The 13,861-nt window shown below is 53.7% G+C and carries 8 protein-coding genes; 2 read left to right on the top strand and 6 right to left on the bottom strand.

The annotated features are described in order from the left end of the window. Window positions 1-126 precede the first annotated feature (126 nt). Window positions 127-579 carry a D-aminoacyl-tRNA deacylase gene (gene dtd / locus H8527_RS05880; protein ID WP_187546456.1) on the bottom strand — a complete coding sequence of 151 codons (453 nt, stop codon included), beginning with the start codon at window positions 577-579 and terminating at the stop codon, window positions 127-129. Window positions 580-951: 372 nt separating this feature from the next. Between dtd and H8527_RS05875 the strand changes: the two genes are divergently transcribed. After that, entirely contained in the window at window positions 952-2,163 is a 1,212-nt protein-coding gene (locus H8527_RS05875) for a tail fiber domain-containing protein (protein WP_222935116.1), read from the top strand. A 779-nt stretch (window positions 2,164-2,942) separates the two neighbouring features. On the opposite strand, the gene uvrC is transcribed toward H8527_RS05875, so the two are convergent. The 5 genes from uvrC to H8527_RS05850 all read right to left on the bottom strand — a co-directional run bounded on the left by uvrC (window position 2,943) and on the right by H8527_RS05850 (window position 9,447). Next, window positions 2,943-4,778, bottom strand: coding sequence for an excinuclease ABC subunit UvrC (gene uvrC / locus H8527_RS05870; protein WP_187546453.1), 1,836 nt, complete (start codon window positions 4,776-4,778; stop codon window positions 2,943-2,945). Between the two features lie 68 nt (window positions 4,779-4,846). Then, entirely contained in the window at window positions 4,847-5,383 is a 537-nt protein-coding gene (locus H8527_RS05865) for an adenine phosphoribosyltransferase (protein WP_187546452.1), read from the bottom strand. 113 nt (window positions 5,384-5,496) lie between these two features. Continuing rightward, complete coding sequence (gene mnmG, locus H8527_RS05860; protein ID WP_187546450.1) at window positions 5,497-7,389, bottom strand: tRNA uridine-5-carboxymethylaminomethyl(34) synthesis enzyme MnmG; 1,893 nt, start codon at window positions 7,387-7,389, stop codon at window positions 5,497-5,499. A gap of 203 nt (window positions 7,390-7,592) precedes the next feature. Beyond that, window positions 7,593-8,033 carry a thioesterase family protein gene (locus tag H8527_RS05855; RefSeq protein ID WP_187546448.1) on the bottom strand — a complete coding sequence of 147 codons (441 nt, stop codon included), beginning with the start codon at window positions 8,031-8,033 and terminating at the stop codon, window positions 7,593-7,595. Window positions 8,034-8,061: 28 nt separating this feature from the next. After that, on the bottom strand, window positions 8,062-9,447 hold the full coding sequence (locus H8527_RS05850) for a DUF2851 family protein (protein WP_187546446.1): 1,386 nt from the start codon (window positions 9,445-9,447) through the stop codon (window positions 8,062-8,064). 247 nt (window positions 9,448-9,694) lie between these two features. On the opposite strand from H8527_RS05850, the gene H8527_RS05845 reads away from it, so the two are divergent. Beyond that, entirely contained in the window at window positions 9,695-13,750 is a 4,056-nt protein-coding gene (locus H8527_RS05845; protein WP_187546445.1) for a glycoside hydrolase family 2 TIM barrel-domain containing protein, read from the top strand. Window positions 13,751-13,861: the final 111 nt, after the last annotated feature.

Raw genomic sequence — 13,861 nt, 5'->3', positions numbered from 1 at the left:
TCCGCTCTTCCCACGGGGGGAGAGAAGGGTGGGGTTTAAGGTTTCCTCTTTGTTCGGTGGAAGACCGAAAGCCGGCCTTCCATTATGCTGTTCGTCCGCGCCCCTGGAAAGAGGGGCAGACGGGGACTATTCGCGGTGGCGCGAGTCGATGCAGATTGTCACCGGACCGTCGTTGAGGAGCGACACCTGCATGTCGGCGCCAAATCGGCCCGTCTGCACGCGTTTCTCCATTGCAGTGGAGAGTTGCTCCACGAAGGCTTCGTAGAGCGGTTCAGCGACGGCAGGAGGCGCAGCGTGGATGTAACTGGGACGGTTGCCTTTGCGCGTGGAGGCCATAAGCGTAAATTGGCTTACCACCAGCACCTCGCCCGTCACATCGCGCACACAGAGATTCATCACTCCCGCCGCATCGTCAAAGATGCGCAGGTGGGTGATTTTCTGCACCAGATAGTCGATGTCGTCCTGCCCATCGGTGGGCTGAATGCCCAGAAGGACGAGCAGACCGTTGCCGATTTGGCTGTGCACTTCTCCGTCAATGCACACCTTGGCGTGTGCCACACGTTGGATGACGACTCTCATCTTTTCAACAGTCAATAGGTTTTCTGGGAGCAAAGTTACTGATTTTCTTCGATACGGACGTCGCTTTCGGAATGTTTTCGTTCAGGTGTGGCTTACCGATATCTACAAAAAATGCCGCACCGGGGATGGACGTAGCGACATGCGCGACCTCTACACCGCAAGGATACGCCCCCGGAGGGGACGCCCATCGATATTGCCCCATTTCCGACAAAACAGTCGCTGAAAGATGATAAAATAACAGTATATTGTAAATCGTAGTTTTCAAAATGGGGGGGGTAGCGCGTTGCTTACCGATTTCATCCTATTCATTTTGTACATTGCTGCCTTTTCTTTATATTTGCTCACACCATAGTCGTTTAAATACTTGCATATATGTTCTCTCACCTCTTTTTGCGCTGCTCTTGCTGCGTTTTTCTTCTCACCCCATCGCTCTTGTCGGCACAAAACGGGGCTAATGTCGGAGTGAACACCCGAACACCGGAAGTCACGCTCGATGTGCTCCCCTCACGCGCCACAGGCAACACCAACGAGGGCATTCGTGCACCTCGACTCACCAAAACACGATTGGCTGCCATTTCTGCTCCCAAGGAAGGGACGATGGTCTATGTGGTGGCGCAAACGTCGAGCATCTTCTCCACCTATTCCGGCAGCAATGTGGCGGTGAGTGATGTCACAGCCGTAGGTTACTATTACTTCAACGGCACGAAGTGGGTGCAGATGCGTGGGCTATGGATGAACGACCCTGCCAAAAATATGGTGCAACTGCGCAACCTTTCCGACAACAACACTACGCGCTCCATCACCAACCAAGTTTTCATCAACGACCAAGGAAACATGGGCTTGGGCTACAACGATCCTCGCCAAAAGCTCATTGTTGAGGGGAATGTGTGGGTCGGACGACCGATGAAGAGTACTGACTGGGCCAATAATATCCCCTCTTATCCCCAGTGGGGCCCTTATTTGGCTTTCGAGGGCACATATTCCAGCGCTTGGTCGGGGATGATTGTCAGTAACTCCGACCCAATGGCTTTCTACCGCTATGATAGAGCTTTGGATGAATCTGAATTGCGTTTGGTGATAGGCGACAACATCAATAGTTATGACGCTTTTGTGATAGGACCGGAACATGGAGGGTGGGTTGAGGGTGCTCTTGGGACGCTGTCCTCGGTCAATCAATTTGATGAGGCTTTCCGCTTTCGTGCCAATGGCGAAGCGTTTAAAAAGGGTGGAGGCACGTGGATTGCTGTTTCCGATGCCCGTACCAAAGAGCAGGTGGAAAACTATCACCGCGGCTTGACCGACTTGCTTCGCATCCGCCCCGTTTCTTTTCGCTACAAACCTTTTATGGGCACCGGCGACAAACGCTATGTCGGGGTGATTGCCCAAGAAGTGGAACAGGTGGTGCCCTCTATGGTGACGGTGCAAAAGAAGAAAATGGGTGATTTGACCGACATTAAGGCCGTTGATCCCAACGAGTTCACCTATATGCTCATCAATGCTGTCAAGGAACTCAAAGCCGCCAACGACGATCTGCAACAACAAATCAACGAACTCAAGCAGCAAGTCAAGGCTTTGCAAAAGTGAGACAAAAATAGGTTCAAACCGAACTGAACCCTACGGCTCGGGCAGCCACGATTGATTTTGAACAACACTTGGCCGATGTCTCGGCCGTCCTTTCTTGGTCTTCTCCCCACTGATATATAGACATCTCGTCGGCGTTTTCAGCCACTTGCACTCGGTTTTAACGCGAATTTAACACTTCGGAGGCCTGTGCCGGGGCTTTTTGCAGAGGAGATGGCGGAAGGAGGGAGTGCTCTATCAGACGGAGCATCCGCTCATCTGTTTTTTTACAAAGGAGGTGGTTTCATTTACCTCAGAGGTAGTTTTATTTTTCTCTGAGGTAGATGAAACCACCTCTGAGTTGTGTGTGGCTGAACCCCATCTTTTGTGTATTGCCCCTCGCGCACGCGTATACACACTACACATATCCATGTTTTTTGCCTTCACTGCCTTCACCTCTTCGCTGATTTTTCAGAAGTTCTGCTTTTTACGAGGTGAAGGTTCTAGAGAATTGCCTTCACCTGTAATCCTTTGATTTATAACGCTTTATTTTCTGTGGTGAAGGCGTGAAGGCAAAAAACTTGCACTATTGTAGTAGGGTATGCGCGCGCGAGAAGGTCAAAAGAGTAGGAGTGAAACGACACCCGATATTTGCTCTGACATAGATGTTTTTTTCGATGGGTGTCCCCTTCGAGGGCATTCCGCAATGCAGTGTTTCGGCTTACTCAGTGTTAAATCCGTGTTAAACTCCGAGGCGAGTGGCGGTTTTGGAAGCTGAGATGTCTATATGTGAGTAGAGGGTTTCATGCCTTCCCCTCTGTGTGCAGTTGTTCGTAGAGGCTTTCACCGCGCTTTTCGCCGATGACGGCTTGGAGTTCGGGGAGAGAGGCCGACTTGATTTTTTTGACGCTGCCCAGGCGGGAGAGGAGGAGGGCTTTGGTCTTCTCGCCGATGCCCTTCACGAGGTCGAGTTCGGAGGCTACCTGGCGCTTGGAGCGCTTTTGGCGGTGGAAGGTGATGGCAAAGCGGTGCACCTCGTCCTGCATGCGCGTGAGGAGGTGGAAGAGGGTGCTGTCGGGCTTGACGGCGACCGAGATGGGAGGGTCGCCAAAGAGCATTTCGCGTGTGCGGTGGCGGCTGTCTTTGGCCAGTCCGGCAATGGGGATGTCCAAGTGGAGTTTGTCGACCACCACGCTGCGAATGGCTTCCATCTGTCCCTTACCACCATCGGCAATGATGAGGTCGGGTAGGGTATCGTTTTCTTCCACCAAGCGGCTGTAGCGGCGTTCCACCACTTCGCGCATTGAGGCATAGTCGTCGGGGCCGATGACAGTTTTGATGTTGAACTTCCTATACCGCTTTTTTGCCGGTTTTAACCGCTCAAACACTACGCAGGCGGCTACGGCATCTTCGCCGGAGATGTTGGAGTTGTCGAAAAGTTCGATGTGGATGGGGAGTTTCGGCAGGCCCAGTTGCGTTTGGATTTCCTTCATCAGCCGCACCTGCTTTTGTTCGGGATTGAGCTTTTCAGCCTGTTTGAGACGATCGAATTTGTATTGCAACACGTTCTGCCGCGAGAGGTCGAGGAGCGTCTTCTTGCCGCCCTGTTGGGGGACGACCTGTGTGGCATAGTTTTCGGGCAGTTCGATGGGGAAAGGGAGTACAATCTCTTTGGAGTGGGAATCGAAGCGTTTGCGCATCTCCACAATGCCGAGGGCGAGAAGATCGGCATCGCTTTCGTCGAGGCGCTTCTTGAACTCGAAGGTGAAGGATTGCGTGATGGCGCCATTGACCACGTGGAGGAAATTGATGTAGGCCACCTTTTCCGCACTTTCGATGGAGAAGACGTCGATGTCGTAGCTCACATTGCTGATGACTTCCGATTTGGCGCGGAAGTTTTCGATGAGATCGTATTTTTGCTTCAGTGCTTGTGCTTCTTCAAAACGCATCTCGGCTGCCAGTTGGGTCATCTCTTCGCGCAGTCGGCGTGCGACATCTCGGGTGTTGCCTTTGAGAATCTCACGGCAAGCCTCAATGTTGGCCATATAGTCGGTGTGCGACTGTTTGCCCACGCAGGGGGCGGCACACTTGTGGATGTGGTAGTCGAGGCAAACGTCGTATTTTCCGCTCTCCACCCCTTCTTGTGACATCGGAGTGTGGCAGGGGCGAGGGTGATAGAGGCGGCGACAGAGGTCGAGCAGCGCGTGCATCGTGGGCACATGGCTGTAAGGACCGTAGTAGGTAGCACCTTTGCGGTCGATGTGGCGAGTGGGGAAGATGCGCGGGAGATATTCCTTGGTGATGGCAATGGAGGGGTAGGTCTTGTCGTCTTTGAGGAGTACGTTGTAGCGCGGGCGGTATTGCTTGATGAGGGAGTTTTCGAGCAAAAGCGCATCTTCTTCGCTGTTGACGACGGTGTAGGTGATGTTCCTGATTTTGGAAACGAGCATCCGCGTCTTGCTGCTCTGTTGGTCTTTGTTGAAATAGGAGGCAACGCGACGCTTGAGGTTCTTTGCCTTACCGACATAGATGATGGTGCCCGTATCGTCGTAATACTGGTAACTTCCGGGCTTTTCGGGCAGATTGAGCACGATGCCTTTCAGGTGTTGCTCGATGGCGTTGCGTTCTTCAGCAGTCATATAAAGCGAAAGAGGTGCGGCGATGGAGCATCACCGCACCGGAAGAAAAAGAAATCAACGGATGTGGATTATTCGAACAGCGTGAGTAGGGTAGTGATGTCGGCGCGGTTGCCGAGAAACTCGCGACCTTTCAGCCCTTCCATGCGCAGTTCGATGATGAAATTGACGTAAATGTCTCTCACCCCGAACGAATCGACAAGATCGATGGCGGCTTTCATCGAACCGCCCGTGGCGAGCAGGTCGTCGTGGATGAGTACGACATCTGTGGGGGAGAAAGCATCGGTGTGGATTTCGATGGTGTCTTCGCCATATTCTTTGCCGTAGCTCATTTTTCGCGTGTTGCCCGGGAGCTTTCCGATTTTTCGGCACATCACAAATCCTGCACCGAGTTCGGCAGCAAGGATGGCACCCATCACGAAACCGCGGCTTTCGATACCGACCACTTTGGTGATGCCCTTGTCTTTGTAGAGGCTCACCATTTCGTCAAGCATTTCGCGGATGCAGAGTGGGTTTTTGAAAAGAGTGGAAACGTCCTTAAACTGGATGCCTGGCTTCGGAAAATCGGGGATGTTTCGCAGATGAGCCAGTAGCAATTCTTTTTTCATAAAGGTTTGATATTTCGACTTATAGATAGGTTTTGTTTCACGTGGAACGTAATCAATTTCTGTGGTTTTAACGAGGTTTTCTCCTACTTTTTGCTGAGGCGTAGTTTCCTCCGTCAGCGGCCGAGCAATACCAAGAGCACGGAAATGTCGGAGGGCGAAATGCCGGGAATGCGCGAAGCCTGTGCCAGCGTTTCGGGATTGATGTGTTCGAGCTTTTGGCGGGCTTCGGTGGAAAGTTGTTGGAGCGAAGCGTAGTCGAAGCGGTTGTGAATTTTGATGTTTTCGAGGCGCTGCATCTTGTCGGCCAGTGCGCGCTCACGCGCGATGTAACCATCGTATTTGATGAGCACTTCGGCGGCTTCCAGCACTTCCTCTCTATCGGTGTCGATGGCTTGGGCGATAGACTGAAAACTGTCGAGTGCACCGTCGGCATTGAAATTGATGAAGTCGGCCAGAGAGAGTTCCGGACGCGCGATGAGTTCGAAGAGTTTGGCACCGCGCATGAGGGGCTGCGATTGCTTTTGCTCCAAAAGTGCGTTGATGCTTCCCGGCTTCAGATTGCAGTGGCGAGCCGCTTCGATGAGTTGCTCAATGCCGGATTTCTTCTGATGAAATCGAGCGCTGCGCTCAGAAGTGGCGAGGCCGAACTTCTCGGCATAGGGGGTGAGACGCATGTCGGCGTTGTCCTGTCGGAGAAGAATGCGATATTCAGCGCGCGAGGTGAACATACGATAGGGCTCGTCGACCCCTTTGCTCACCAAATCATCGATGAGTACGCCGATATAGGCTTCGTCGCGGCCGAGGGTGAACGTGTCGCTGCTGGTGCAGTGAAGGGCAGCGTTGATACCGGCGATAATACCTTGACCGGCCGCTTCTTCGTAGCCTGTGGTGCCATTGACTTGTCCGGCAAAGAAAAGACCGCGCACTTTCTTTGATTCCATCGTGGGATGGAGCTGTGTGGGCTGGAAGAAATCATATTCGATGGCGTAGCCGGGACGATAGATCTTAATGTCGCGGAAACACGGCATTTTTTTGAGAGCTTCGATTTGGATGTCCATCGGCAGGGAGGACGAAAAGCCGTTTAAGTAAAGCTCGTTGGTGTCGATACCTTCAGGTTCGAGGAAGAGGGGGTGGCTGTCGCGTCCCTCAAAAGTGACCAGTTTCGTCTCGATGGAAGGGCAGTAGCGCGGGCCGATGGATTGGATTTGTCCGTTGTAAAGCGGAGAGTCTGCCAGTCCGCGGCGCAGCACTTCGTGCACTTCCGCGTTGGTGTTGCACGTCCAGCAGTTGAGTTGGGGAAGTGGGCGAGCGGGACTGATGAAGGAGAAGCGGTGGAAGTCGTTCTCGCCGGGTTGTACCTCCATCTCGTCAAAATGCACCGAACGCGCATCGATGCGAACGGGTGTTCCGGTCTTCATGCGCTGGTGCTCGATGCCGAGCGACTGTATGGAGGCGGAGAGTAGGGTAGAGGCCGGTTCGGCACAGCGTCCACCGGGTACCATCTTTCGTCCGATGTGCATGAGTCCATTGAGGAAAGTACCGGCAGTGATGACGATGGATTTGGCGCGAAACTCTGCGCCCCAAATGGTGCGTAGACCGATGATTTCGCCGTTCTTAGCCAATAATTCACTCACTTCGTCTTGCCAGATGTCGAGGTGTTCGGTGTTTTCCACCCGACGACGCCATTCGGTGATGAATCGCGCACGGTCGCATTGGGCACGAGGACTCCACATGGCCGGACCTTTGGAGCGGTTGAGCATGCGAAACTGGATGGCGGTGGCATCGGTGACCTCCCCCATCTGACCGCCCAGGGCGTCGATCTCGCGCACAATCTGTCCTTTGGCAATGCCGCCCACGGCAGGGTTGCAGCTCATTTGCGCAATTTTGTTCATGTCCATTGTGATGAGTACGGTCTGAGCGCCCATTCGTGCAGCTGCCGTTGCTGCTTCACAGCCGGCATGACCTGCACCCACAACAATGACGTCGTAGTGAAAAATCTGTTCCATAGACTGCAAAGATAGTCATTTTGTGGCAGATAGGCGAAGTCCGCTTCCGCTTTTCGGCCACAAAAAAGCACCTTCGTTGCCCACGATCGCTGGCTGCAACAAAGGTGTAATTTGGAAAAAACGCGATGAAATCGCTCAAAATAAGACTTTCGTTTCCAGGAAAGGTAAAAACGGTTTTGTCTGAGAAAAATGTGTGCTTTTTCTTATTGTTCGGTCGCCAAACCAAATTTTTCGTTCAATTCAGGGCAGTCGGAGAGGCGTCCGTTGACAATCGCCACAATGTCCGTCTTCGCACGGACGCAGAGAGCTTCTTTGGCATAAGATGGGTCTTTCTCTGCTCGTGCAGTATCGACCAGGCGCACAATGTCTTGGTGGAACACGTAGCGCAGCCCATTTTTTTCCATCGAGAGACGTACTTCAAACCAGTCGCGAGGGCGAAGGGAAGTTTTGAAGCGCATCTCCAGATTGGCGACCACCACATCGATGCCGCGGTCGTGGAGTTCGGCAAATTCGATACCTTTCGTCTCGATAAATTCGTGGCGGCATGCCTCGGTATAGTGTTGATAGATGGCATTGTTGACGATGCCTTGCAGGTCGCATTCGTAGTCGCGCACTCGCATTTTGTAAACAAAAGTAGGTTGCATCTCTTGTTAAATAGTTGGGATTGAATGGTTAAGTGGATTTGTGTCGGAGATAGAAAGAGCCGAGGCGGCAACGGAGGCAATCGCGCCGATCGCAGTAGCGCGTTTTGAGGTGAAGGAGTGCTTGTGAGTCAGCGGCATGTTGTGCGGTGATGTCCACTCTCTTCCATTCGCGGATGATGGCGTTCTGTTCCGGTGCGATGCTTTCGAGCCATTCGATAGCGCGCTCGATGAAGGTCTCGTCGCTGTGTCGGCGGCCGTAGCTGAAAAGGATGGGGATAACAGCGTTGATGAGCAAAAGGTCGATGGTCGCGTCCGAGAGTTCGGTGGACGACGTTTTTGCCCTTTTTGCTCGCTGTTGAGGGGTGACTTCGCTTTCGGTGTCTGTTTTCGCGCTGGTTTCAATTTTTGATTTGTCCGCGTATTTCGCAGTTATGTTCACTTTCTCGCCAAAACGATAGTGGGTAGACCAATAGTCTATTGTTTTGATTTTTAGTAGTTTGCGAACTTCTTCAAGGCGGTCGGTAGTTTTGATTTTTGAAAAATTGAGTTGCGCAGTGCTGTACAATAGCGCCAGTTGCGCGAGCCGACGATGGGGGAAGTTCTGCGGACGCAGGCGTAGAAAGCGCCAATGTGCGTAACTGATGGGTGTGAGATTAAACTTCTTTTGCAAAAACTGATATTCCTGTTGTAAGCGATGGAAGTGTTCGTCCTGGCGCTCGGGTGGGGTGGTGTGCTCGTCGAGCAACCCCGCCTGTCCGAAAAAGAAGGCTTCCACCTGCATCGGGTTGTCGCGGTGTTTACCGATGTGCTGTGGGTCGATGGTGGCCGCCCAAAGTTCAAAAGCATCGGTGTTTTTGCCAAAACCAAAAGCACGTGCCAGCGTGATGAAGAAAGTGCGCTCCCAGTCGTCGGTGGTTTGTGCAAGCCAACGCTCAATGCGCTCCGTCTTCTGCTGCAATCGTTCCCGCGCCAACGCATCGAGCCAACTGTGGATGTGGAGGGCAGGAATGTCCGGAATGACTTTGTGGCACGGCGGATATTGCGCTTCCTGTTGGAGCGCCTCAAAGGAAGAACGGAGGGTGTCGGGGATGGACAACTGCAGTTGTGGTGGAGCATTGCCCGCGGCATTTCTCGCCACACCGTCTAAGGTTTCGACCACGTGCAGCACCACATTGTTGTAGTGGATGTCCGTTTCGTGGTGATGCCGATACCAGTCGGTGGCGTGAAGATGGATTTCCACATTTCCCACCCACAATTGGCCGTCCAGTCGGATTTTGGCGTTGAAAAAATCCGGTCCGGCGTCGGTGTTGTGCAGACCCGGGTCAATCACTTCTACCACCTGACCTTGGTCGGTGTGGAGCGTTCCGAGCGGGAAAATGCGGTGCTGCCAAACGTAGTGCAGAAGTTGTTCCATGGTGTCGGCCTGTGAAATCCTTATTTTTGCAAATGTATGACTTATTTTGTCGATAACCAAATTTTATGCTGGATAAAATCGCTTTTAATACGTTCTTTTGTCTTCTTCACTTGCTTTTTCTGCCTTTTCCTCTTTTCTGAGGTTGGCTACCTCAAAAGATATTCGTATTTTTGCTGCACTTAGTCATTCATCGTAAAATCGCTAAGTTAGACAAGCCTCAAATTTAAGCAAATCAACATACAAAACCATGAATCGTAATCCAATCTATGCCTTGCTGTTGATGGCGTTGGCGACTGGGACTCCGGCACTGGCCGACCAAATTCCCCTCTCGGGCTACGCCTACCAGCACCAAGTCACAGCCCCTCAGGGCAATGAGTGGGAGAGTCCCGACAAGGTGGCGCTCAACAAAGAGCAACCCCATGCCTGGTTCTTCTCTTTCGCCAACGAAAAGGAAGCGCTCAACGTGCTTCCCGAAAGTTCCTCTTACTGGAAAAGCCTGAACGGAAAGTGGAGTTTCCACTGGGTGGGAACGCCCGACAAACGCCCCGTCGATTTCTATAAAACCAACTACGACGTGTCGAAGTGGGACAAGGTCGAGGTGCCGATGAACTGGAATATCGTTGGTGTGCAAAAGGATGGTACGCTGAAATATGGTACGCCCGTTTACAGCAACCAGCGCGTCATCTTCCAGCACAGCGTAGCCGTGGGCGACTGGAAGGGCGGCGTGATGCGTGAACCGCGCAAAGACTGGCCTACCTATCAGCATCGCAACGAAGTGGGCAGTTATCGCCGCACTTTCACCGTTCCTGAAAACTGGAAAGAGCGCGAAGTCTACCTCAATTTCGATGGCGTCGATTCGTTCTTCTATCTCTATATCAACGGCCGGTATGTCGGTTTTTCAAAAAACTCCCGCAACCTCGCCTCCTTCAACATCACGCCCTACCTCGTCAAGGGCGAAAACGTTGTGGCGGTTGAAGTGTATCGTAACAGCGATGGATCGTTTCTCGAGAGTCAGGATATGTTCCGTCTTCCCGGTATCTTCCGCACGGTTTCGCTCACGGCAAAGCCCAAAGTGCAGGTGCGCGACCTCGTTGCCATTCCCGACTATGACGACCGCTTTGTGAATGCCTCCCTCCGCATCACCGCCTCTGTCGCCAACCTCTCCAAGAAGAATCTGAAAGACCTCACCCTCAGTTACAGCCTCTTCCAAAAGGAACTTTACGGCGAAGCCACGACTTCCGCCGGCATCGTGGGCAACACGACCCCCATTGCCGTGAAAGGCGGCACCGAACAAGACGTGCAATTCATCCTCAACGCCGGCAACGGCGTGAAGCCTTGGAGCGCCGAAGCCCCCTACCGCTATGTACTGGTGGGCGAACTGAAGGACAAGAAGGGAAATGTGCTCGAAACCTTCTCCACCATCGTCGGCTTCCGCAAAATTGAAATCAAAGACACCCCCGCAGCAGCCGATGAATTCGGCAAAGCCGGTCGCTACTATTACCTCAATGGGAAGACCATCAAGATGAAAGGGGTGAACCGCCACGAAACCAACCCCGAACGCGGGCACGCCATCACGCGTGAACAGATGGAGCAAGAGGTGATGCTCATGAAGCGCGCCAACATCAATCACGTCCGCAACAGCCACTATTCCAACGATCCCTATTGGTACTATCTGGCCGACAAATACGGTATCTATCTTGAAGATGAAGCCAACATCGAGAGCCATCAGTACTACTATCTCGATGCTTCGCTGAGCCACGTCCCCGAATTTCGCGATCAGCACGTGGCGCGCAACATGGAGATGGTGCACGCCACCGTCAACCACCCCTCCGTCTGCATCTGGAGTTTGGGCAACGAAGCCGGCCCCGGCAAAAACTTTGTAGAGGCCTACAACGCCATCAAAGCCTTCGACACCAGCCGCCCTGTGCAGTATGAGCGCAACAACGACATCGTCGATATGGGCTCCAATCAGTATCCCTCCATCGGTCTGACCGAGTATATCGCTCAGGGTACGGATAAGAGCATCAAATACCCCTACCACATCTCCGAATACGCCCACTCGATGGGCAATGCCGTCGGCAACTTGGTCGACTATTGGCGAATCATCGAAAGCAACAACAACATCATGGGCGGTGCCATTTGGGATTGGGTCGACCAAGCTATGTTCAACTACACCCCCGACGGCACGCGCTATTGGGGTTATGGTGGTGACTTTGGCGATAAACCCAATGACGGCATGTTCTGTATGAACGGTGTGATGCGCCCCGACCTCTCGCCCAAAGCACAGTATTTCGAGGTGAAGAAAGTCTATCAGAACGTCGGTGTCAAAGCCGTTGACGCACGTACCGGCCGCATCGAGATTTTCAACAAAAACTACTTCGAGCCTCTCACCGACTATGAGGTGCGCTGGTCGCTCTATGAAGACGGACACCCTGTTCCTACCCTCACGCAACAATCCCTTGCAGCCGAACAAACCGCCATCAAGGCGCGTGAACGCAAAACCCTTCAGCTCGACTACCGCGGCTATACGCTCGATCCCGCTAAGGAGTACTTCCTCAAAGTGCAGTTCCTCCAAAAGGCCGACAAACCTTGGGCAAAGCGCGGCTACGTCCAGATGGAGGAGCAACTTCCCGTGCAGACGCCCCAGCGCCCGGTCAATGTGCTGGCGCAGCAGAGTGCACAGCCCGGCCGCGTGACGAAGTTGGGCAATATCGTCACAGTCGAGGGCACGGACTATCAGGCCAAGTTCGACCTCACCACCGGCGGCCTCTCCGCCCTCACCTATGGCGACCAAACCATCTTTGCCGACGGCAACGGACCGAAGCTTGATGCCTTCCGTGCCCGTACCGACAACGACAACTGGATGGCCGACCGTTGGCCGAAATCCGGACTCCACAATCTCCGCCACAAGGCCGTGAGCGAACACATCCAGCAGCTCAAAGATGGGCGCATCATCCTCGCCTTCACCGTCGAGAGCCAAGCCCCCTATGGCGGCCATGACAACTACAGCAACCGCGACCGCAATCCCGGCGATGTTCACCACATTGTCGAAGACACCAACAAGCCCTTCGGACCGGACGACTTTAAGTTTGTCACCAACCAAATCTACACCGTCTATCCCGATGGGACCATCGAACTCCACACCGCGGTTTCGGCCAATCAGAGTTATATCAAGCTCCCTCGCATCGGCTACGCCATGCAGTTGCCCACCTCGATGAAGCATTTCACCTACTACGGCCGCGGCCCCGTCAACAACTACAACGACCGCAAAACGGGGCAGTTCATCGAAGTGCACCAAGGCGTTGTGGGCGAACAAGACATCATGCTGCCCAAACCCCAATCCATGGGCAACCGCGAGGAAGTGCGCTGGTGCGCTCTCACCGACGATAGCGGTCGTGGTGCAGCCTTCATTGCCGACAGCACCATGAGCACCTCTGCTCTGCCTTGGAGCGCCCTCGAACTCTTTGGCGCTGCCCATCCCCACCAGCTTCCGCCCAGCACCGCTACTCATCTGCACATCGATGCCAAAGTGACGGGACTCGGCGGCAACAGCTGCGGACAGGGCGGACCTCTCGAAGGCGACTTCATCCGCTCCGGCGACTACACCTCCTTTGGCTTTACCATTCGCCCCGTTACTACCGCCACACTGCCCACGGCGGTGAAGGTGAGCCCCTCCGGAGAGTGCCCCATTGCCTTTGAGCGTAAGCCCTTCGGCGACCTCTCTCTGACCACCACTTCGCCCAATCGCACCATCCTCTACACCCTCAACGGCAGCAAGCCCCAGACCTACACCTCCCCCATCCCCCTCCGCGAGGGAGGCTACATCAAGGCTTGGTACAAGGACAACCGCCGCCTCACCTTCTCGCGCTCCTTCTCACGCATCGAGCAAATGCCGCTCAAGGTGGTGTTCTGCTCCAGTCAGGAGTACAACGAAGGCGATGCCGACAACATCCTCGATGGCGACCCCATGACCTATTGGCACACGATGTATTCCGTCACGATGGCCAAATATCCCCACTGGATTGATTTCGATGCTTCGGAAACGAAGACGATGAAGGGCTTTGTCTACATCGGTCGCGAAAACAACCCCAACCGCATCAAGGACTATGAGGTCTATGTGAGCCAAGACGGCAAGGAATGGGGCGAACCCGTGGCCAAAGGTACGCTCGACAACAACAGTACGCCGCAGCGCATCCTCTTTGCTGCTCCCGTTTCTGCCCGCTACATCCGCTTCAAGGCCATCAACAGCCACACCGGCGTCGACTATGCCGTTGCGGCCGAGTTCGGCCTGATTGCCGACTAAGGCGTCATCCTCTTATTGCCCTCATCGGCACGCTTTCCTTTGCACCGCAGTGTGAGCGATTTTCCCGCTCCGCTGCGGTGCTTTTTTTTGTGTTTCGTCTGCTCCCTACTG

It is taken from the genome of Alloprevotella sp. Lung230 (assembly GCF_014385435.1).
Classification (GTDB): Bacteria; Bacteroidota; Bacteroidia; order Bacteroidales; family Bacteroidaceae; genus Alloprevotella.
This window is presented reverse-complemented; position numbering and strand designations above follow the sequence as displayed.

What these genes read in the sequence shown, in the direction of transcription:
- dtd (WP_187546456.1), bottom strand. Translation starts at nt 579, where the DNA reads ATGAGAGTCGTCATCCAACGTGTGGCACACGCCAAGGTGTGCATTGAC.
- H8527_RS05875 (WP_222935116.1), top strand. Translation starts at nt 952, where the DNA reads ATGTTCTCTCACCTCTTTTTGCGCTGCTCTTGCTGCGTTTTTCTTCTC.
- uvrC (WP_187546453.1), bottom strand. Translation starts at nt 4,778, where the DNA reads ATGACTGCTGAAGAACGCAACGCCATCGAGCAACACCTGAAAGGCATC.
- H8527_RS05865 (WP_187546452.1), bottom strand. Translation starts at nt 5,383, where the DNA reads ATGAAAAAAGAATTGCTACTGGCTCATCTGCGAAACATCCCCGATTTT.
- mnmG (WP_187546450.1), bottom strand. Translation starts at nt 7,389, where the DNA reads ATGGAACAGATTTTTCACTACGACGTCATTGTTGTGGGTGCAGGTCAT.
- H8527_RS05855 (WP_187546448.1), bottom strand. Translation starts at nt 8,033, where the DNA reads ATGCAACCTACTTTTGTTTACAAAATGCGAGTGCGCGACTACGAATGC.
- H8527_RS05850 (WP_187546446.1), bottom strand. Translation starts at nt 9,447, where the DNA reads ATGGAACAACTTCTGCACTACGTTTGGCAGCACCGCATTTTCCCGCTC.
- H8527_RS05845 (WP_187546445.1), top strand. Translation starts at nt 9,695, where the DNA reads ATGAATCGTAATCCAATCTATGCCTTGCTGTTGATGGCGTTGGCGACT.